Annotated in this window: 19 protein-coding genes; 9 read left to right on the top strand and 10 right to left on the bottom strand. The window is 55.2% G+C overall.

Annotation, left to right across the window (positions count from 1 at the left end; translation table 11 throughout):
• Positions 1-12 precede the first annotated feature (12 nt).
• Together cho and nadE are read right to left on the bottom strand one after the other, a co-directional pair.
• On the bottom strand, positions 13-873 hold the full coding sequence (gene cho / locus SIK97_RS03140) for an excinuclease Cho (RefSeq protein ID WP_032749480.1): 861 nt from the start codon (positions 871-873) through the stop codon (positions 13-15).
• Positions 874-979: 106 nt separating this feature from the next.
• Complete coding sequence (gene nadE / locus SIK97_RS03145) at positions 980-1,807, bottom strand: ammonia-dependent NAD(+) synthetase (protein ID WP_004850083.1); 828 nt, start codon at positions 1,805-1,807, stop codon at positions 980-982.
• Positions 1,808-2,037: 230 nt separating this feature from the next.
• On the opposite strand from nadE, the gene osmE reads away from it, so the two are divergent.
• From osmE to chbG, 7 genes are all read left to right on the top strand, one after another.
• Positions 2,038-2,376 (top strand): osmotically-inducible lipoprotein OsmE, encoded by a 339-nt coding sequence (osmE, locus tag SIK97_RS03150; RefSeq protein WP_004850085.1) that lies wholly within the window; start codon positions 2,038-2,040, stop codon positions 2,374-2,376.
• A gap of 284 nt (positions 2,377-2,660) precedes the next feature.
• Positions 2,661-2,981 carry a PTS N,N'-diacetylchitobiose transporter subunit IIB gene (gene chbB, locus SIK97_RS03155; RefSeq protein WP_004101340.1) on the top strand — a complete coding sequence of 107 codons (321 nt, stop codon included), beginning with the start codon at positions 2,661-2,663 and terminating at the stop codon, positions 2,979-2,981.
• Positions 2,982-3,148: 167 nt separating this feature from the next.
• Positions 3,149-4,507 (top strand): PTS N,N'-diacetylchitobiose transporter subunit IIC, encoded by a 1,359-nt coding sequence (gene chbC, locus SIK97_RS03160; protein WP_004850089.1) that lies wholly within the window; start codon positions 3,149-3,151, stop codon positions 4,505-4,507.
• A gap of 54 nt (positions 4,508-4,561) precedes the next feature.
• Complete coding sequence (chbA, locus tag SIK97_RS03165) at positions 4,562-4,909, top strand: PTS N,N'-diacetylchitobiose transporter subunit IIA (protein WP_004850090.1); 348 nt, start codon at positions 4,562-4,564, stop codon at positions 4,907-4,909.
• Between the two features lie 12 nt (positions 4,910-4,921).
• Entirely contained in the window at positions 4,922-5,761 is an 840-nt protein-coding gene (gene chbR / locus SIK97_RS03170) for a transcriptional regulator ChbR (protein ID WP_071532282.1), read from the top strand.
• Between the two features lie 102 nt (positions 5,762-5,863).
• Positions 5,864-7,210, top strand: a complete 1,347-nt coding sequence (locus SIK97_RS03175; protein ID WP_009653470.1) for a 6-phospho-beta-glucosidase — start codon at positions 5,864-5,866, stop codon at positions 7,208-7,210.
• 12 nt (positions 7,211-7,222) lie between these two features.
• Positions 7,223-7,981 carry a chitin disaccharide deacetylase gene (gene chbG, locus SIK97_RS03180; protein ID WP_032749478.1) on the top strand — a complete coding sequence of 253 codons (759 nt, stop codon included), beginning with the start codon at positions 7,223-7,225 and terminating at the stop codon, positions 7,979-7,981.
• 42 nt (positions 7,982-8,023) lie between these two features.
• Here chbG and katE read toward each other — a convergent pair whose 3' ends face one another.
• Positions 8,024-10,282, bottom strand: coding sequence for a catalase HPII (gene katE, locus SIK97_RS03185; RefSeq protein ID WP_025106972.1), 2,259 nt, complete (start codon positions 10,280-10,282; stop codon positions 8,024-8,026).
• Positions 10,283-10,463: 181 nt separating this feature from the next.
• On the opposite strand from katE, the gene cedA reads away from it, so the two are divergent.
• On the top strand, positions 10,464-10,718 hold the full coding sequence (gene cedA / locus SIK97_RS03190; RefSeq protein ID WP_071532283.1) for a cell division activator CedA: 255 nt from the start codon (positions 10,464-10,466) through the stop codon (positions 10,716-10,718).
• 76 nt (positions 10,719-10,794) lie between these two features.
• On the opposite strand, the gene SIK97_RS03195 is transcribed toward cedA, so the two are convergent.
• The 4 genes from SIK97_RS03195 to hxpB all read right to left on the bottom strand — a co-directional run bounded on the left by SIK97_RS03195 (position 10,795) and on the right by hxpB (position 14,581).
• The gene (locus SIK97_RS03195; protein ID WP_047724028.1) at positions 10,795-12,186 is read right to left on the bottom strand and encodes an L-cystine transporter; all 1,392 of its coding nucleotides are present in this window, start codon (positions 12,184-12,186) and stop codon (positions 10,795-10,797) included.
• A 134-nt stretch (positions 12,187-12,320) separates the two neighbouring features.
• A complete protein-coding gene (locus SIK97_RS03200) occupies positions 12,321-12,911 on the bottom strand; it encodes a metal-dependent hydrolase (RefSeq protein ID WP_032749476.1) in 591 nt (196 codons plus the stop codon).
• A gap of 91 nt (positions 12,912-13,002) precedes the next feature.
• Positions 13,003-13,764, bottom strand: a complete 762-nt coding sequence (gene kduD / locus SIK97_RS03205) for a 2-dehydro-3-deoxy-D-gluconate 5-dehydrogenase KduD (protein WP_014228989.1) — start codon at positions 13,762-13,764, stop codon at positions 13,003-13,005.
• 148 nt (positions 13,765-13,912) lie between these two features.
• Entirely contained in the window at positions 13,913-14,581 is a 669-nt protein-coding gene (gene hxpB, locus SIK97_RS03210; RefSeq protein ID WP_025106974.1) for a hexitol phosphatase HxpB, read from the bottom strand.
• 129 nt (positions 14,582-14,710) lie between these two features.
• On the opposite strand from hxpB, the gene SIK97_RS03215 reads away from it, so the two are divergent.
• Positions 14,711-15,247, top strand: a complete 537-nt coding sequence (locus tag SIK97_RS03215; protein ID WP_049080475.1) for a YniB family protein — start codon at positions 14,711-14,713, stop codon at positions 15,245-15,247.
• 32 nt (positions 15,248-15,279) lie between these two features.
• Here the strand turns inward: SIK97_RS03215 and yciA are convergent, their stop codons facing one another.
• From yciA to SIK97_RS03230, 3 genes are all read right to left on the bottom strand, one after another.
• A complete protein-coding gene (gene yciA, locus SIK97_RS03220) occupies positions 15,280-15,678 on the bottom strand; it encodes an acyl-CoA thioester hydrolase YciA (protein ID WP_032749471.1) in 399 nt (132 codons plus the stop codon).
• A gap of 98 nt (positions 15,679-15,776) precedes the next feature.
• Positions 15,777-17,957 (bottom strand): TonB-dependent siderophore receptor, encoded by a 2,181-nt coding sequence (locus tag SIK97_RS03225; RefSeq protein WP_049080476.1) that lies wholly within the window; start codon positions 17,955-17,957, stop codon positions 15,777-15,779.
• 183 nt (positions 17,958-18,140) lie between these two features.
• Complete coding sequence (locus SIK97_RS03230; protein ID WP_057173377.1) at positions 18,141-19,457, bottom strand: voltage-gated chloride channel family protein; 1,317 nt, start codon at positions 19,455-19,457, stop codon at positions 18,141-18,143.
• Between the last annotated feature and the right edge of the window lie 71 nt (positions 19,458-19,528).

Genomic DNA, 19,528 nt, shown 5'->3' on the forward strand with positions numbered 1-19,528 from the left:
CTGACATTCGCCTCACAGAGGATGGAGCTTATAGCGGCCGCTGAGCAGCGGCTTACACAATATTTTATAACCGTCATGGTCAAATTTGGCCGACAGGCGCGTGAGTGATGACGCCTGCGACAGAGACTCTACCGCGCCAAGCCAAAGCCAGTTTTGAATAATGTGGTATTGGGTCATATCCTCGCTGCTCTCTTCCAGCGCGATCGCCCCGGCCCAGGGCCAGCATACCAGCTGCATCTTTTGCATATTGTCGACCAGACGCTGCTGGTGTGTTTCAACGCTCTCTTTTCCGCAACAGGCGCCCGCGCAGCGGCCGAGCGCCGAACGAAAGCAGGCCCGCCCGCGGTTGAGCGGCTCGAGGCCCATTAATCCGTAGCACAGGCGATGCTCGTCGGCAATTTTTTGCAGCGCCTGCAGCGCCGCGCGGCGGTTGGCAAAAAGACCATAGAGATCGCTTTGCAGGGAAAAATCCAGCTCGCTGGCGTACACCACCTGCGGACGGGCGTCAGCCAGGCGTAATGAACATAGCTGTCGGTTTTGCCGCAGACGCTTATTGAATAGCGGCTGCTGTTCTTTAATGAGCTGTGCCTCTAATAAGAGTGCGCCCAGCTCTCCCGCCGTTCGTTGCCAGGTAATGCGCCGGGACTGGCGCAGCATCGCCGCTTCGTCGGGCGTGCGCAGATGCGACAACACCCGGCTGCGGATATTCACGCTTTTCCCGATATAGAGCGGTAGGGTATCGCTTTCGCCGTGGAACAGATACACCCCCGGCTGCCTGGGCAAAGCCTCAAGCCACGGTCGCAGATGTTCGGGATACTCATAAATTGCCGCCGCTTCAAATTCGAGACGCGGGGCGGATTGCCTTCTTGCCACTTTTGCTCCTGATGCTGGTTATTTATCCAGTATAGCAGCCGAAGGAAGAGGCGAAAAGGATAAAAAATCGCCCCGAACCGGGTCGGGGCGGAGGGGGAGAGGCGAATTACTTTTTCCAGAAGTCGTCGAAGACCGTAATCGGCGGTCGGCGTTTATGCTCGGTTTTCAAATACCAGCCTTCAATCGTTTTCGCAATTTTCTCATCCAGCGCTTTGCCTTCCAGATAATCATCGATATTTTCGTAGGTCACGCCCAGCGCCACTTCGTCCGGCAGGGAGGGGCGGTCGTCCTCAAGATCGGCGGTCGGCAGCTTTTTATACAGATGCTCCGGGCAGCCTAGCTGGGCCAGCAGCTGTTTGCCCTGGCGTTTGTTAAGGCGAAAGATAGGGTTAATATCCGTACCGCCATCACCGTATTTAGTGAAGAATCCGGTAATGGCTTCCGCCGCATGGTCGGTACCCACCACGACGCCGTGGGTCATTCCGGCGATGCTGTACTGCGCCTTCATGCGTTCGCGGGCTTTTTCGTTACCGCGAACAAAGTCGCTAAGTTCAATCCCGGCCTCGCGCAGCGCCTGTTCGCTGGCCAGCACGGCGCCTTTGATATTGACCGTTAATACGCGATCCGGCTGAATAAAAGCGATAGCGTCCTGGCAGTCCTGCTCATCCGCCTGCACGCCGTAGGGCAGGCGCACGGCAATAAACTGCAGGCTGCTGTCACCGGTTTCGGCACGCAGTTCGTTGATGGCTAACTGACACAATTTACCGGTTAGCGTTGAATCCTGGCCGCCGCTGATGCCGAGGACCAGTGATTTAATAAAAGGGTATCTCTGAAGATAGGCCTTCAAAAAGTCTACGCTGCGGCGTATCTCGGCTTCGACATCGATCTGGGGTTTTGCGCCCAGCGCCTGAATAATCTCTTGTTGTAGCGTCATTGCGCCCTCCGGGAAGTGAATCTGTTTGCCAATCAGCAGTGGTTTAACCTACCTCTTTGCCGGTAAAACGACAAGGATCACAATTTTGAGTGAAGCAAAAGCAGGCAACCTCAACAAGAGGGGATTTATTATTGGAAAGCTCTTAATTTCGCTTCATTTCCACCTTCGGCTTGAAAAATAACGATATTTATTCCAGGCTTATTAACACGCCAAAAAAAAGAGGATGGTATATGAACAAGCATTTTGCAGGATTTCTGGGCGCAGCAGCAGTATTGACCCTGCTGGCAGGGTGTACGGCCTACGACCGTACGAAAGATCAGTTTACTCAACCCGTGGTTAAAGACGTTAAGAAAGGCATGACCCGCGCGCAGGTTGCGCAAATTGCCGGTAAACCTTCATCAGAAGTCACCATGATCCACGCGCGCGGTACCTGCCAGACATATATCCTGGGTCAACGCGATGGTAAAATTGAAACCTACTTCGTTGCGCTGGATGAAACCGGCCGCGTGATGAATTCTGGTTATCAGACCTGCGCCGAGTACGATACCGACCCACGCAACAGTAAGTAACGCCCCGCCATAGTGCTGATTCCTACGAAAGCCCGACCATTGGTCGGGTTTTTTTATGAGTTCTGATGCTTATTTAATTGCGCGAATTATTTGAGGGAAATGTGAAGGCAGTCAAAACGCGAGGTCAATGAGAGACAATTCTGTTCAAGGAGGAATTATCCTGCTGCCGATCGATGCCGTATACTCAATGCATAAACAATACTAATTCAAAGAAACATCTCTTACCGCCTCTCAGGCATCAATGCTGCAGAGAGGACCGGGTCACACAAATTGAGGAAGCGTTCATGGAAAAGAAACATATCTACCTGTTCTGTTCTGCTGGGATGTCGACATCACTGCTGGTATCGAAAATGCGTGCCCAGGCCGAGAAGTATGAAGTGCCGGTGATTATTGAAGCATTTCCGGAGACCTTAGCCGGTGAAAAAGGACCTGATGCGGATGTCGTATTATTAGGCCCACAAATTTCCTATATGCTGCCGGACATTCAGCGTTTACTGCCAAATAAACCCGTAGAAGTCATTGATTCTGTTCTGTACGGTAAGATCGATGGTTTAGGTGTTCTGAAAGCGGCCGTTGCGGCCATTAAGAAAGCTGCTGCACAATAATTTTATTTTAAAACTCGACATATTTCGGATAGCAGCGGTTAGAATTTCGTGAGGGTGTGTTTTAGCTGCTCGCTGTCCGAAATACCCAGAGTTTATTTTCCCGTCAAAGAGTAATTTCATCTATCATTGCCGCAGTGACTATATTGCGGCCTTAAAGGGTATTTATTATGAGTAAAGTGATTGACTCGCTTGAAAAGGTACTCCTGCCTTTTGCCGTCAAAATAGGAAGGCAGCCCCACGTCAATGCAATTAAAAACGGCTTTATTAAGTTAATGCCATTGACGCTAGCCGGGGCGATGTTTGTTTTAATTAACAACGTATTTTTGAGCTTTGGCGACGGCTCATTCTTTTATTCAATGGGCATCCGTCTGGATGCGTCTACAATAGAAACGCTTAACGGTTTTAAAGCTATCGGCGGTAACGTTTATAACGGTACGCTTGGCATTATGTCGCTCATGGCGCCTTTCTTTATTGGCTCAGCTTTAGCTGAGGAGCGGAGAGTAGACCCGATGGCCGCCGGTTTACTGGCCGTTGCGGCATTTATGACCGTCACGCCTTATAGCGTCGGTGAAGCCTACGCCGTGGGTGCGAACTGGTTAGGCGGCGCCAATATCATTTCTGGTATTGTCATCGGTCTGGTCGTTGCCGAGATGTTCACCTTTATCGTGCATCGCAACTGGGTGATTACGCTGCCGTCCAGCGTGCCGGCTTCGGTTTCCCGTTCATTCTCTGCGGTCATCCCGGCCTTTATCATCCTCTCGATTATGGGGATTATCTCCTGGGCGTTGACCCACTGGGGGACTAACTTCCACCAGATCATCATGGACACTATCTCCACGCCGCTGGCTTCAATGGGCGCCGTCGTAGGCTGGGCATACGTCATTTTCACCTCGCTGCTGTGGTTCTTCGGCGTACACGGGTCGCTGGCGCTGTCAGCGCTGGATAGCGGAATCATGACGCCGTGGGCGCTGGAAAACATTGCAACCTACCAGCAGTACGGTTCCGTCGAGGCCGCGCTGGCCGCGGGTAAGAGCTTCCATATGTGGGCCAAGCCGATGCTGGATTCCTACATCTTCCTTGGCGGTACCGGCGCGACTCTGGGCTTAATCATCGCCATCTTTATCGCTTCACGTCGTGAGGATCATCGTCAGGTGGCGAAACTGGCGCTGCCGTCAGGCATCTTCCAGATTAACGAGCCAATCCTGTTCGGTCTGCCGATCATTATGAACCCGGTGATGTTTATCCCCTTCATTCTGATTCAGCCTCTGCTGGCGGCTATCACCATGACGGCTTATACCCTGGGCATCATTCCGCCGATTACCAATATCGCGCCGTGGACCATGCCGACCGGTTTAGGCGCCTTCTTTAACACCAACGGTAGCGTAGCCGCTCTGCTGCTGGCCCTGTTCAACCTTGCCGTGTCCACCCTGGTCTACCTGCCGTTTGTGGTGATTTCCAACAAAGCGCAGGGCGTCATTGAGCAGGAAGAGAGCGAAGAAGATATCGCTAACGCACTGAAATTCTAATATTGAGCCGGTACGGGAGATTTCCCGTACCGTCCTGGAAATAAGGGAGTCATTATGTTTGATCTGGATAACATCGCAGCAGAAGAGACCGCGGTAAACGACCTCGAAGAGGTGGTGATGGGGCTGATTATCAACTCCGGTCAAGCGCGCAGCCTGGCTTATGCCGCGCTGAAGCAGGCAAAGCAGGGAGATTTCGAGGCGGCGAAAACGATGATGGAACAGTCGCGCATGGCGCTGAGCGAAGCGCACCTTGTGCAGACGCAGCTGATTGAGAGCGATGAGGGTGAAGGCAAAATGAAGGTGAGCCTGGTGCTGGTTCATGCGCAGGATCATCTGATGACCTCAATGCTGGCTCGTGAGCTGGTTGCCGAATTGATTGAGCTGCACGAGAAGGTACAATAGGTCATCGACACGATGAGGCAGCCAAAGATGATGACCACTGAAATCAGTACCGCCCGGGAGCAACAACTCTTTAACGGCAAGAACTTTCATGTGGTCATCTATAACAAAACGGAGAGCGTAAGCGGGCTTCACCAGCATGATTACTACGAGTACACCATCGTTTTAACCGGGCGCTATTATCAGGTTATTAATGGCAAGCGGGTGCTGCTGGAGCGCGGGGATTTTGTCTTCATCCCAATGGGGTCGCATCACCAGAGTTTTTATGAATTTGGTGCGACGCGCATTCTTAACGTTGGCATCAGCAAAAGTTTCTTTGAGAAACACTATCTGCCGCTGCTGCCGTTTGGTCTGGTCGCCTCACAGGTCTATGCCGTTAAAAGTACTTTTCTCAGTTATATTGAGTCGGTTATTGCATCACTGAATTTTCGCGAAACTGAATTCGACGAATTTATCGAGCTGGTGTCTTTTTACACCCTGAATCGTTTGCGGCATTATCGTGAAGAACCTACGGAAGACGTTATTCCGCAATGGTTAAAAAATACCGTTGAGGGTATGCACGATAAGCTTAAATTTGGCGAGGGGGCGCTGGAAAATATGGTCGAGCTTTCCGGGAAAACTCAGGAATACTTAACCCGGGCGACCCAGCGTTATTACGCCAAAACGCCGATGCAGATGATTAACGATATTCGCATCAACTTCGCCAAAAAACAGCTGGAGATAACCAACTACTCGGTGACCGATATCGCCTATGAGTCGGGGTACAGTAGCCCAAGTCTGTTTATTAAAACATTCAAGAAGCTGACTTCCTTTACCCCCAGCAGCTATCGGAAACACCTCACCAGTATTAATTAACCGGGCGCGGAATAGTCCGCGCGGTCTAAATATTCAAATTAACTGTCCGTATTTAAACGGAGAGCGGGTGCCGCATACGCGCTATCCGCAAGGGAGAAAAAGATGAGCCAGAAATTGAAGGTAGTGACTATCGGCGGCGGCAGCAGCTATACCCCAGAATTACTGGAAGGATTCCTGAAGCGTTACCATGAACTGCCGATTAGCGAACTGTGGCTGGTGGACGTCGCGGAAGGGCAGGAAAAGCTCGATATAATCCACGCGCTGTGCCAGCGCATGGTGGAAAAAGCCGGCGTCCCGATGAAAGTCTACAAGACTCTCGATCGCCGCGCGGCGCTGGAAGGCGCAGATTTCGTCACTACTCAGCTGCGCGTCGGCCAGCTTAAGGCGCGCGAAAAGGATGAGCGTATTCCGCTGAGCCACGGCTATTTAGGCCAGGAAACCAACGGCGCGGGTGGACTGTTTAAAGGTCTGCGCACCATTCCGGTCATTTTTGACATTGTGAAAGATGTGCAGGAAGTCTGTCCGAACGCCTGGGTGATTAACTTTACCAACCCGGCGGGCATGGTGACCGAAGCGGTTTATCGTCATACCGGCTTTAAGCGCTTTATCGGCGTATGCAATATTCCTATCGGCATGAAGATGTTTATCACCGATGTGCTGAAGCTGAGCCCGAGCGATGAGCTCAATATCGATCTGTTTGGTCTGAATCATCTGGTGTTCGTGCGGGATGTGCTGGTCAACGGCGTTTCGCGCTTTGACGAGCTGCTTGACGGCGTGGCGTCGGGTCGATTGAGCGCAAACTCGGTGAAAAATATCTTTGATTTGCCGTTTAGCGAAGGGCTGCTCCGTTCGCTGCGCCTGATCCCTTGTTCCTATCTGCTCTACTACTTTAAGCCAAAAGAGATGCTGGCGATTGAAATGGGCGAGTACTACAAAGGCGGCGCCCGCGCGCAGGTGGTGCAGAAGGTTGAGAAACAGCTGTTTGAGCTGTACAAAGATCCGGATCTGAACGTTAAACCAAAAGAGCTGGAACAGCGCGGCGGGGCGTATTACTCCGACGCGGCCTGTGAAGTGATTAACGCCATTTATAATGATAAGCAGGCCGAACATTACGTGAACGTGCCGCACCATGGCCACGTGGATAACATCCCGGCCGACTGGGCGGTCGAGATGACCTGTACGCTGGGTCGCGACGGTGCGAAACCGACGCCGCGCATCACGCATTTCGACGAAAAAGTGCTGGGGCTGATTTACACCATTAAAGGCTTTGAAGTCGCGGCCAGCGAAGCGGCAATCAGCGGTAAACTGGATGACGTGCTGCTGGCGCTTAACCTGAGCCCGCTGATCCACTCCGATCGTGACGCCGAACAGCTGGCGCGTGAGATGATCCTTGCGCACGAGCAGTGGCTGCCAAACTTTGCGGCGACTATCGAAAAACTGAAACAGTAACGGGAGCGGCTTATGGAACGCGTGTTAATCGTCAATGCCGATGACTTTGGCCTCAGCAAAGGGCAAAACTACGGCATTATCGAAGCCTGCAAGAACGGTCTGGTCACCTCCACGACGGCGCTGGTCAACGGCGCGGCGATCGGCCACGCTGCCCAGCTTAGCCGCTGCGTCCCTGAGCTGGCGGTGGGGATGCACTTTGTCCTGACGCTGGGCGAACCGCTGTCGGCGATGCCGGGCTTAACCCGCGAAGGTCGTCTCGGTAAGTGGATTTGGCAGATGGCGGAAGAGGATAGCCTGCCGCTGGATGAGATCGCGCACGAGCTGGAGTGCCAGTACCGGCGCTTTGTCGAGCTGTTTGGCCATGAGCCGACGCATATCGACAGCCATCACCATGTGCATATGATTGCGCAGATTTACCCCATCGTCGCGGCCTTTGCGCGCGAGAAGGGGGTGGCGCTGCGGATCGATCGGCAGCTGGCGACGCTGTCAGGTTTAGCGCAGGATGCGGCGCGCAGCAGCGACGGGTTTACCAGCGAGTTTTACGGGGAAGGGGTTTCGGAAGCGCTGTTTCTGCAAACCCTGGATGCCTCTATCCAGCGTGATGAGCTATCGCTGGAGGTGATGTGCCACCCGGCGTTCGTTGATAACACGATTATGGGTAGCGCCTATTGCTACCCGCGCCTGACCGAACTGGACGTGCTCACCGCCGAGTCGCTGAGGTATGCGATTGCCGAGCGCGGCTACCGGCTCGGCACCTATCGCGATGTGTAAGTAAAGAGAAGTGAGAAGCCCGGCAGAAATGCCGGGCTTTTTTTACGCCGGGATCGCGGAGATTTTGGCGCTTCTCGACCACACCCGATGCGCCGCCATCAGGGTAATCAGCGCATCCACCGACGCATTATCGATGGCGTCCGTCTCAACGATGCCTTCTTCCCCCTGACTGGCAACCTGCAGCGGCGCTTTGCACTGCCGGGCATCGCCTGCCAGCAGAATCGGCTTCAGGTGTTTATAGGCTTCCAGCAGGTAGTAGTGGAAATCACCATTGTTGCTCAGGCTTTGCAGATCGCCGCCGGGAACAATGACCGCGTCCACGGTAAGCGATGGCGACCCGGCAAAGGTCCCGGCCACCGGCAGCTCGGTGCCGTCATCGGCCTGCACTTTCCCCATTCGGGAATAGAGTAATTTGGCATGCACCCCGTGCGCTTTGAGCGCCTTGAGCAGCGTCAGGAGCTCTTTGGCGACCGGACGATCGTTAAGCAGTACCGCTACCACCCGGCCTTTTACGTCACCGCTGGGAATAGCGTACAGGCTTAACGTAGGATCCTTTTTCAGACCGTTAACATCAGGCGGCGGCGTGATGCTGCGCTGTTCGTCGGTGAGCTCAATACCCAGATTTTTACCCACCGCCTGAGCCAGCTGCAGGTCGATATGCGCCAGCTGATCGACCACCCGCTCGCGGATCCACTCCCTGACGACCTTGCTCAGCTCGAAGCTGAATCCGTCGATAATATGCTGCTGCTCAATAGGCGTCTGGCTACGCCAGAACAGCAGGGGCTGCGAGTAATATTCGCCAAACGACGGACTGCGCTGGCGAATTTTTTCCCCGTCAACCCGCTCGGCATAGGATTCAAAGCCGCCGCGTTTAGCGGCCGGCGGCGTCTCCCGCGGCCAGTTATCGTTGATGGAGTTAGGTTCATAGTTTGCCGGGTTGGTATCAATATCCATCCGGTGCATGCCGTCGCGCTGGAAATTATGGTACGGGCAGGTGGGTTTATTGATCGGGATTTCATGGAAATTCGGCCCGCCGAGGCGGCTGATCTGCGTATCGGTATAGGAGAAGAGTCGGCCCTGCAGCAGCGGATCGTTGCTGAAGTCTATCCCCGGAACGATATGCCCTGGATGGAAGGCCGCCTGTTCATTTTCGGCAAAGAAGTTGTCCGGGTTGCGATTGAGTACCATCTTACCGACGCGCTGCACCGGGACCAGCGCTTCCGGAATCAGCTTGGTGGGATCCAGCAGATCGAAATCAAAAGCAAACTCGTCCTCTTCCGGGATCAGCTGTAAGCCCAGCTCGTACTCAGGATAATCGCCGGCTTCAATCGCTTCCCATAAATCACGGCGGTGGAAATCGGGATCGCGACCGGTCAGCTTTTGCGACTCGTCCCATACCAGGGAGGCTTTGCCCGCGACCGGCTTCCAGTGAAAACGTACGAAGGTGGCTTTACCTTCCGCGTTAATCAGGCGGAAGGTGTGGATGCCGAACCCTTCCATCGTGCGGTAGCTGCGGGGCAGTCCGCGGTCGGACATCGCCCACATCACGTTATGCAGCGTTTCGGGCTGCAGTGAGACGTAATCCCAGAACGTGTCGTGCGCGCTTTGCCCCTGCGGGACGGCCCAGTGCGGCTCGGGTTTGACCGCGTGGACGAAATCAGGGAACTTGATCGCGTCCTGAATAAAAAAGATCGGCGTGTTGTTGCCGACCAGGTCAAAGATGCCCTCGTCGGTATAAAACTTGGTGGCAAAGCCGCGGATGTCGCGCACCGTATCGGCGGAGCCTGCGCCGCCCTGAACGGTGGAAAACCGGACGAAGACCGGCGTTTTTTTCTGCGGATCGCAGAGGAAAGCCGCTTTGGTGATATCGCTTAAATCGCTGTACGCCTGGAAATAGCCGTGCGCAGCGGAGCCGCGGGCATGGACGATCCTCTCAGGAATGCGCTCGTGGTCAAAATGGGTGATTTTTTCGCGCAGGATAAAATCTTCCAGCAGCGTGGGGCCGCGCTTGCCCGCGCGCAGCGAGTTCTGGTCGTCTGCGATGCGTACGCCCTGATTGGTGGTGAGCGCAAAATCCTCGCCGCCTTTACGCTGTTTTTCAAGGGCATCGAGCTTTTCGCTGTGCGTATCCGGGGCTTTCATACTGCCCGGGGCGGTCGGCTCTTCACCTGGAGCGGTGGGATGCGGCGTGGGCCGCCAGTTCTGATCTTCGGGGGCTAAGGCATCCAGACCTGGTTTTGCTTCCCGGTCGTCGTGAACCGGTGATTGATGGGGTTGCGGGTTATGGTGTTTATCAGACATTGCTCGCTCCTGCTTTCATTGCTGAAAATGGTCGTTGCTAAACCAAAACCCTTCTAATTGTAGAACATCATTTCAAGAATATATTTTTATAAGAGTTTTACTACTAAAGGGCCGCAAGCTGGGGGCGACGAAAGGGGGCTTTTTCGGCTATGATAGGGGTTTCTGTTTCCCGCTGTGTTTAGTGAATCTATTTGTGATGAAACCACTTCGCCAACAAAATCGTCAGGTCATTAGCTACGTGCCGCGAGTCGAGCCTGCGCCGCCGGAACACGCCGTCAAAATGGATGGTTTTCGCGACGTCTGGGTTTTGCGGGGTAAATATGTTGCTTTTGTGCTAATAGACGAACATTTTCGTCGCTCCCCGCCGTTTAACGTGCCGGAAGCGGCGCAGCGCTGGGCGACGCAAATGAGGCAGGAAGGTGAAATCGACGCCTGAATGTGCCGGGCACAATAAAAAAACCGCTGAAAAATCAGCGGTTTTTTGTTTTTAATAACCTGAAGTGCGGGCCCGCTTAGCGGTGCGCGAGCTCCGCGTCTTCTTCGCTATCGAGAATAGCTTTATCGGTTTGACGCAGCCACTGGCTGGTCAGGGTACCGGCGGTCATGGAACCGCTTACGTTCAGCGCGGTACGGCCCATATCAATCAGCGGCTCAACCGAGATCAGCAGCGCCACCAGCGTGACCGGCAGGCCCATCGCCGGCAGGACGATCAGGGCGGCAAAGGTCGCGCCGCCGCCCACGCCAGCGACCCCAGCGGAACTGACGGTCACGATGCCCACCAGCGTCGCAATCCACAGCGGATCGAGCGGGTTAATACCGACGGTAGGGGCGACCATCACGGCGAGCATCGCCGGATAGAGGCCCGCGCAGCCGTTCTGCCCGATCGTGGCGCCGAACGATGCGGAGAAGCTGGCGATAGACTCCGGCACGCCCAGGCGACGCGTTTGCGCTTCCACGTTCAGCGGAATAGACGCCGCGCTGGAGCGGCTGGTAAAGGCGAAGGTCAATACCGGCCAGACTTTACGGAAGTACTTCAGAGGACTCACGCCGTTGACCGCCAGCAGCAGACCGTGCACCACGAACATGATGCCCAGACCAATATAGGAGGCGATAACGAAGCTGCCGAGCTTGATGATGTCCTGCAGGTTAGAGCCCGCGACCACCTTGGTCATCAGCGCCAGCACGCCGTACGGCGTTAACTGCATCACCAGGCGCACCAGCTTCATTACCCAGCTCTGCAGCGTGTCGATGGCGGTGAGTACGCGCTGGCCTTTGGCGACGTCATCTTTCAGCAATTTCAGCGCCGCGACGCCGAGGAACGCGGCGAAGATAACCACGCTGATAATCGACGTTGGGTTCGCGCCGGTCAGATCGGCAAACGGGTTTTTCGGTACGAAAGAGAGGATCAGCTGCGGGACGCTCAGGTCCGCGACTTTACCGGCGTAATTGCTCTGAATGGCGTTGAGGCGAGCGGTCTCCGCGCTGCCCTGAACCAGCCCTTCGGCGGTCAGGCCAAACATATTAGTGACCAGCACCCCGACCAGCGCCGCAATCAGCGTGGTGAACAGCAGGGTTCCAATACTGAGGAAGCTGATTTTACCCAGCTGCGAGGCATTATGCAGACGGGCGACCGCGCTCAGAATGGAGGCGAAAACCAGCGGCATGACGATCATTTGCAGCAGTTGAACATAGCCGTTACCGACGATATTGAACCACTGGATAGAATCCTTCAGCACCGAGCTGTCGGAACCATAGATAAGCTGTAGCGCCAGGCCGAAGACAACGCCGATCGCCAGACCGACCAGCACTTTTTTAGCGAGGCTCCACTGTTTATGGCGGGTTTGGGCCAGCGCCAACAGTAAAACCGCGAACACGACTACGTTCGCTATTAATGGAAAGTTCATCCCCGTTCTCCTGATATCTTTTATTACCGGGCTGGTCAATAACCAGCTCTTATGACGGCAAGGGTAGCAGAAGGCGTTATTCGTTACTTATATTCAAATGGAATTGATTATAACCAATTGAATAATTCGCTGGTTTATCGTCCACCCTGGTGGCTAATTAAGCGATTAAAGGTGGTTTGCAAAGAATTAATCATGTCCGATGACCAGCGAATGGCGCTGTTTTCGGCAACGTTTTGCGGCATCCATACGGCATAGATAAACAGCGCCATACACAGCGCGCGCTCCAGCTGGTTACCCTTGCGCGGTGCAAGCAGGGGCAGGCGAAAACGCCAGCGGCAGGGCCAGAGCAGCGGAACACCTGCCGGGGTGAGCATGTCGGCGAGAATATGGCTGAGGTAGCCAAGAACCAGGCCCTGAACCGCATCTGCCGGCACTATCCAGCTTTCCGGTACTTTCAATGAGAAAATCGCGACCGCGCCAAAGACCACCAGCAGGCTATGGGTGAAGCCGCGATGGCCAAAGGCGCGAGCTATCGGTTTTGATATCCAGCTTAATCGCTGACCGAGAAACGACTTAGGGTGATCGATATCCGGCAGCAGACAGGTCAGGATGGCGGAAGGAACGATGTGCCACCAGTCGCCCTGAGCCAGCACGGGGGTCAATTCCGCGTTTTTCGCAAATACCGCACAGGCGATAGAGAAGAGGAGGTGGCCTTCCGCCGTCATGATAAACACCCTAAACTGTCAATTCATACAGTATAGGGTTTTTATACAGTGTGCGGAAGAGGTGACGGTGTAACTCTTTGTCACAAAAACATCAGCGTGCCAGCCAGCCGCCATCTACCGCCAGCGTAAAGCCGCTAATGTAATCCGCCGCCCGGGAGGCGAGAAAAACCACCGGCCCCTGAAGGTCATCAGGCACGCCCCAGCGCCCGGCCGGAATACGATCGAGAATCGCTTTGCTGCGCTCGGCGTCTTCACGCAGCTGCTGAGTATTGTTGGTAGCCATGTATCCCGGGGCAATGGCGTTAACGTTGATGCGATGCCCCGCCCATTCGTTGGCCATCAGGCGGGTAATGCCCAGTACGCCGCTTTTTGACGCGGTGTAGGAGGGTACCCGAATCCCCCCCTGAAAGGAGAGCATTGAGGCAATGTTAACAATTTTTCCGCCGTCACCCTGCTGAATAAACTGCCTGGCGACCGCCTGTGAAAGAAAGAACACCGACTTCAGATTCAGGTTAATCACCTCGTCCCAGTCTTTTTCGCTAAAGGAGAGCGCATCGGCGCGGCGGATGGTTCCCGCATTGTTGACCAGAATATCTACCCGGCCCATGGCGGCCACGGCCCGATCGACAATGGTTTCAATCTCATCCTGCCGGCTCAGATCGGCCTGAATAGCGGTAAAGCGTCGGCCCAGCGCCTGAACCTTCTCTGCGGTTTCATGGGGGATCCGGCGATTCACGCCGACGATATCGCACCCGGCCTGCGCAAGGCCCAGCGTCATTCCCTGGCCCAGCCCGGTATCACAACCCGTCACGATAGCGACCTTGCCCGTAAGGTCAAAGGCGTTCAGTACCATATGCACCTCTGTATGCTGATTTCACGCGTTAAATAACGCCGTTGAGACAAGCATAGAGGGCGGGAGAAGAAAAAACAAATAAAAATGAAACGCTGTTTTAATTTTGTGATGATGAGACGGTGCCGCTATCTCATCATCAGCGGCAGGATTAACCGAGCAGGTCGCTCAGGGTGAGGGATTCAAGGGTGGCAAGCTTCACGTCCGCCAGCACGAAGCGCGGATCGCGGCTGTTTTCCGCTTCCGGTACGACGATAGATCGCATTCGGGCCGCTTTGCTGGCAATCATGCCGTTAACCGAGTCTTCCAGCGCCACGCAGTGCATCGGGCTGACGCCGAGTCTGGCGGCGCAGTCCAGATAGACCTGCGGGTGCGGTTTGCTGAACGGCAGCCCTTCGGCGGAAGCGAGGGCGTCAAATTGATCGCGCAGTTCAAACATGGTGAGGACTTTTTCCAGCATCCGCAGCGGCGAAGCCGACGCCAGGCCAATTTTCAACCCCTGGGCTTTGCACATCGCCACCGCTTCCCGCGCACCGGGGAGGAGCGGACGCGCTTCTTCCACCAGCTGGATGGCGCGGTTGATGATCCGCGCGGTGACTTCGGCACGATCCGGGCCTTTCCACGGCTGCTGGGCAAACCACAGATCGACGACTAAATCGATGCGCAGCCCCAGGATATCGGGCATTTCATGGCGGCGGCTGATATCCACCCCGAGGCTTGCCATCACCTCCAGCTCCGCTTTATCCCACAGCGGCTCAGAATCAATCAGTAAACCATCCATATCAAAAATCGCGGCGTGAATCTGGCGCCTGGCTGACATAAGTCCCTCTCCTGTAGCGTAAGTAGATAACGAATCGGCACTCATGGTATATCATACCGCGCATTATTGGGCGAAATTCGCCGACGAAGGTAGACTTAGGGTAGACAGGCGTCTTAACAAGGGGAACCCATGACGTATCAACAAGCTGGACGCGTTGCAGTACTTAAACGTATTTTGGGGTGGGTGGTATTTATCCCGGCGGTTATCTCGACGCTGATCTCCGTGCTGAAGTTTATGTACGAGCACAGCGAGAAAAAACCGGGCATCGACGCGGTGATGATGGACTTTGCTCATGTGATGATCGAGATGATGCGCTTTAACACGCCGTTCCTCAATTTCTTCTGGTACAACTCGCCGCTACCGGATTTTAAGCACGGCATGAATATCGGTTTCTGGATCATCTATATTCTGGTGTTCGTCGGCATGGCGCTACAGGCCTCCGGAGCGCGGATGGGGCGCCAGGCGAAGTTTCTGCGCGAGGGCGTTGAGGATCAGCTGATTCTGGAGCAGGCGAAAGGGGCCGAAGGGCTGACGCGCGAACAAATCTCTGAACGCGTTGTGGTGCCGCGCCATACCATCCTGGTGCAGTATTTTCCGCTATACGTCCTGCCGGTTATTATTATTGTGCTGGGCTACTTCTTCTTCTCTTTACTCGGCTTTCTGTAAAATACCGGCCCGGAAGCGCCGGGCCGGCAGAATTACTTGGCGGGAAGGGCGCGCGGTTTACCCTCATTATCTACCGCGACGTAGATAAACAGCGCTTCGGTTGCTTTGTAGCGCTGGCCGATGGGTTCAGACGACACCTTCTTGACCCACACTTCCATATTGATGGTTATCGACGTATTGCCGCGCTTCACGCAGCTGGCGTAGCAGCACACCACGTCGCCGACCGCGACCGGGCGTAAAAAAGTCATGCCGTCGACGCGCACGGTCACGACGCGACCGTGGGCAATCTCTTTGGCCATAATCGCCCCGCCAATATCCATCTGCGACATCAGCCAGCCGCCGAAAATATCGCCGTTAGCGTTGGTGTCCGCCGGCATCGCCAGGGTGCGTAATACCAATTCGCCCTTCGGCGTAAGATCTGTTGTTGTCATTCTATACTCTGTACTAGTCAAAGATGATCAGGCGGATGCTACTATGAAAATGACGCTGAGAGAATAGGGAATACGCCCGCGATAGCGGGCGTGAGGGGTTAGAAGGAGATCGTGACGCCAGCGTAATAGGCGCGACCCGGTTCGTTATAGGTCGAAGCCCCTTCGTTTTCACGATAAATTTGCTTATCGAACAGGTTACTGATCCCGGCGTTCAGGCGCAGGTCTTTCATTAGCTGATAGTTGCCGCCGATACCAACCACGGAATAGGAGCCCACTTCATTGGTGGCCAGTACGCCGTTTTCAGTACGAATTTCCGCATATTCCCGCGGTTTCTGCCGACCGTACAGAGTCCAGTTGACGTTCGCCGAAAACTTGCTGGTCACCTGCCAGTCGAGCAGGGTATTGATGGTGTATTTCGGAATAACGGACAGCGGGTTTCCGGTATCTTTGTTTTCCGATTTGATCATATAAGTGGCATTGGTGCGCCAGCTGAGCGTATCGACAATGACCGGAACCAGCAGCGTGCCTTCAAGGCCTTCGACGACCGCTTTCCCGCCGTTCTCCCACTGCAGGATATTCGCTCCGGTCGCGGTATTACCCAGAATCTCGGTACCGGAGACGATCTTGTTTTTGTAGTCGTTGCGAAACCAGGTGACGCCGGCGTTGTAACCGTTCAGGTTAAACTCAAGGCCGATCTCCTTGTTGATGCTGATTTCCGGATCGAGGTCCGGGTTACCCAACAGATAGCAGTTGCCATCGGCAATACTTATCGGGCAGCCGTTGCCCCGCGTCGAAAGAAGATACCCCTCACTGGACTGATACAGGTTCGGCGCTTTAAATACCCGGGCGATGCCCGCTTTGACCTTAAACATATCGCCCAGATCCTGCGACAGGTTCAGGCTCGGGCTCCAGTTGCTGCCGAAGTCGTTATGATAGTCGAAGCGCAGACCCGGGATAATATTGGTGCCCGGCGTCGCTTCGATATTGTCTTCCAGATAAATACCGGTCAGGGTGGCGCTGTTTTTAGGGCTGCGTTGTGAAGGATCGCCCGAAATCCCGGGGAGAGCATCCGTGGTGGTGGTGGCCTGCATGGACGCCGGATCGTTTAGCTCATCGCGATTCCATTCCATGCCCAGAGTCAGGGTCTGTTCAGCGAGCCAGTTGAAGGGGAGATTCACCTCTGCGGTTGAGCGCCACGACTCCAGGCGGCTGGTGTCATAGACATCGCTATTGATCATCCCTTCAACGCGGCCGGTGGTGCCCTCCTGCAGGCGGGTATTGTTGGTTTTTTCGTAGTAGACGCCCGCCTTCGACTGGCCCCAGTCCCAGATCCCGTTGTAGGTCAGGCCCCAGGTCTGCCGATATAGCCGGTTGGTTTCCTGACCGTACAGCGTATCCACCAGGCCATTTGGGCTCATATTGCTGTTGCTGTACTGCGTATCGCCGGCATAAATATTGCCCTGGCGGCTATAGGCGTAGCTAAAATCCAGGATCTGCTGCGGCGTAACTTTCCACGACAGCAGGGCGTTAATATCTTTGTTGCGTACCCCTTCGCGGCCCGCCGCGTAAGAGCCATTTTGCGCGCGGTTAATATCCCAGGCATCGGGCTCCGTTTTGTTAATGTTGCCGTACAAACGCATGGTCAGGGCATCTCCCGCCAGCGGTCCGTTGAGGCTGAAGTTAGCTCGGTTGGTGGCGCCTTCTTTATTATTTTCCGGCTGATTGGTATACAGCGAAAGCGAGCCGTGCCAGTCGTTGGTGGGGCGTTTGGTGATGATATTGACAACGCCGCCCGCGGCGCCTGAGCCGTAGCGCGCTGCGGCAGGGCCGCGCAGAACTTCAATGCGTTCCACCATTTCCGGCGGTACCCAGTTGCTGTCGCCGCGGGTATCGCGCTCGCCGCGCCAGCTATAGCGCACTGAATTGCGGGAGGTGACGGGCACGCCGTCGATAAGAATCAGCGTGTTTTCCGGTCCCATTCCGCGAATGTCGATCTGACGGTTGTTGCCGCGGCTGCCGCTGGCGCTGTTGCCGGTCAGGTTGACGCCGGGCATTTTACGGATGATTTCTGAGAGATCGTTAACCGGGGGATCTTTAGCAATATCTTCCGCAGTGATGATCGAGACGCCCGGCTGCTGCTTCAGCGCCTCTTCGGCGGTGCCATGAACCACCATGGTCTCCGTATCCTGTTCCACCTCTTCGGCGAAGACCCCTGGGCTGAGTAAGCCCGCAATGGCCAGGGCCAGGGGCGTTGCTATGTGATTTTTCTGCGTTCTCATTATAAATATCCATATCAAATCATGAAAAAATTGAGATAGAGAATATCAATGATAATCATTATCGTTTCAATAAAGCGACGCTAATCTCCATTAAATCCTCACAATTGCCGCAACTTTCCGGCATGTGGTAGATATCATGAAGAAACCGGCGAGCCTGAACCCTCCGGTTTACGGGCGCGTTCGTCAGGAGGTGGGGGTTTCGTTGTCGGTTTTTTGACGGCGTGTTTGCGATTGGTACCACGCCGGGAGCTCAGCAAGTCTGATGCCGGTCGGGACATAGCTTTGTTTCAGGCAGGCTATGCGCTGGGAACGATAAATACCGGTATAGCCCGAGACCAGCCATGCCACCACGCAGGCCAGCGCCGCGTAAACACCGATTTCCGCGCCAAATAGCTCAATCGCCATCAGCGTCGAGGCGATGGGGGTATTCGCCGCGCCGGCAAAGACGGCGACAAAACCTATCCCGGCCAGAAAACCTGGCGGCATATGCAGCAGCGGCGCCAGCGCATTGCCCAGCGTCGCGCCGACGTAAAACAGCGGGGTGACTTCACCACCTTTAAATCCGCTGCCTAAAGAGACAACGGTGAAGATCAGTTTGCCGAAGCAATCCCACGGCGCCAGCGGATGCTGGAAAGCGTCCACTATCACCGGTATGCCCAGGCCAATATAGCGCTCTCCGTGCAGCAGCCAGACGGCGCCGGCAATCGCCAGTCCGCCAATAAACGGCCGCAGCGGCGCGTAGTGAATCCGTTTTTTCATCAAGGCGCCGACCGCATGCGCGCTGTCGGCGAAAATGCGCGCCGCGAGGCCAAAGCAGCAGCCGGCGATAATGATGGCCAGCAGCGTCCAGAGCGTCAGCGTGGGAAAGCCGGTAATAAAGTAGTGCGTATGCTGCACGCCCCACATGATGCCGACCCGATCGGCGATAATCGCGGCAAACAGACAGGGAAGAATGGCGCTGTAGTCCATCCGTCCAATAGCCAGGACCTCGATCCCGAATAGCGCTCCCGCGAGCGGGGTACCGAAAACCGAAGAGAAACCGGCGCTGATCCCGGCCATCAGTATCATTCGCCGGGCATCGTCGTTAAGGCGGAAAAGGGCCGTAAAACGGTCGGCAATCGAGGCACCCATCTGCACCGCCGTGCCTTCACGCCCGACGGAGGCGCCAAACAGATGAGAAACAACGGTGCCGAAAAAGACCAGCGGCGCCATGCGCAAGGGAATGACGCGCTGAGGGTCGTGAATCTCTTCCAGAATCAGGTTATTGCCGGCCTCCACGCGGGTGCCGTAGCGCAGGTAGATCCAGCCGACGGCAAAACCGGCCAACGGCAGGAGCCCGATAAGCCAGCGGTGAGCTTCACGCGTTGCCGTGGCCCACTGCAGTGAGAAAAGAAAAAACGCCGATGCCGTACCCGCCAGCACCGCGATGATAAAGGCGAGGAGCAGCCATTTTCCGAGGAAGAAAAGCAGAGAGAGTGATGAAAAGCGGTTTGCACGCATCGTCAGTTCCTTAGAAGATTAACCTTCCCGGACGCGGTGCCTGCAATTCAGATATGCCTGCCCATTCCCGG

It is taken from the genome of Klebsiella sp. JN_Kp126 (assembly GCF_033843325.1).
GTDB classification, from domain to species: domain Bacteria; phylum Pseudomonadota; class Gammaproteobacteria; order Enterobacterales; family Enterobacteriaceae; genus Klebsiella; species Klebsiella michiganensis.

Bases quoted from the DNA above. Each gene is read 5' to 3' on its own strand.
- kduD (WP_014228989.1), bottom strand. From the start codon at position 13,764: ATGGTACTGAACGCCTTTGACCTTACGGGCAAGGTCGCTATCGTGACG.
- chbR (WP_071532282.1), top strand. From the start codon at position 4,922: ATGAGGCAGCCAAAGATGATGACCACTGAAATCAGTACCGCCCGGGAG.
- chbA (WP_004850090.1), top strand. From the start codon at position 4,562: ATGTTTGATCTGGATAACATCGCAGCAGAAGAGACCGCGGTAAACGAC.
- SIK97_RS03225 (WP_049080476.1), bottom strand. From the start codon at position 17,957: ATGAGAACGCAGAAAAATCACATAGCAACGCCCCTGGCCCTGGCCATT.
- SIK97_RS03195 (WP_047724028.1), bottom strand. From the start codon at position 12,186: ATGAACTTTCCATTAATAGCGAACGTAGTCGTGTTCGCGGTTTTACTG.
- chbG (WP_032749478.1), top strand. From the start codon at position 7,223: ATGGAACGCGTGTTAATCGTCAATGCCGATGACTTTGGCCTCAGCAAA.
- SIK97_RS03175 (WP_009653470.1), top strand. From the start codon at position 5,864: ATGAGCCAGAAATTGAAGGTAGTGACTATCGGCGGCGGCAGCAGCTAT.
- SIK97_RS03215 (WP_049080475.1), top strand. From the start codon at position 14,711: ATGACGTATCAACAAGCTGGACGCGTTGCAGTACTTAAACGTATTTTG.
- chbC (WP_004850089.1), top strand. From the start codon at position 3,149: ATGAGTAAAGTGATTGACTCGCTTGAAAAGGTACTCCTGCCTTTTGCC.
- hxpB (WP_025106974.1), bottom strand. From the start codon at position 14,581: ATGTCAGCCAGGCGCCAGATTCACGCCGCGATTTTTGATATGGATGGT.
- yciA (WP_032749471.1), bottom strand. From the start codon at position 15,678: ATGACAACAACAGATCTTACGCCGAAGGGCGAATTGGTATTACGCACC.
- katE (WP_025106972.1), bottom strand. From the start codon at position 10,282: ATGTCTGATAAACACCATAACCCGCAACCCCATCAATCACCGGTTCAC.
- chbB (WP_004101340.1), top strand. From the start codon at position 2,661: ATGGAAAAGAAACATATCTACCTGTTCTGTTCTGCTGGGATGTCGACA.
- nadE (WP_004850083.1), bottom strand. From the start codon at position 1,807: ATGACGCTACAACAAGAGATTATTCAGGCGCTGGGCGCAAAACCCCAG.
- SIK97_RS03200 (WP_032749476.1), bottom strand. From the start codon at position 12,911: ATGACGGCGGAAGGCCACCTCCTCTTCTCTATCGCCTGTGCGGTATTT.
- SIK97_RS03230 (WP_057173377.1), bottom strand. From the start codon at position 19,457: ATGCGTGCAAACCGCTTTTCATCACTCTCTCTGCTTTTCTTCCTCGGA.
- osmE (WP_004850085.1), top strand. From the start codon at position 2,038: ATGAACAAGCATTTTGCAGGATTTCTGGGCGCAGCAGCAGTATTGACC.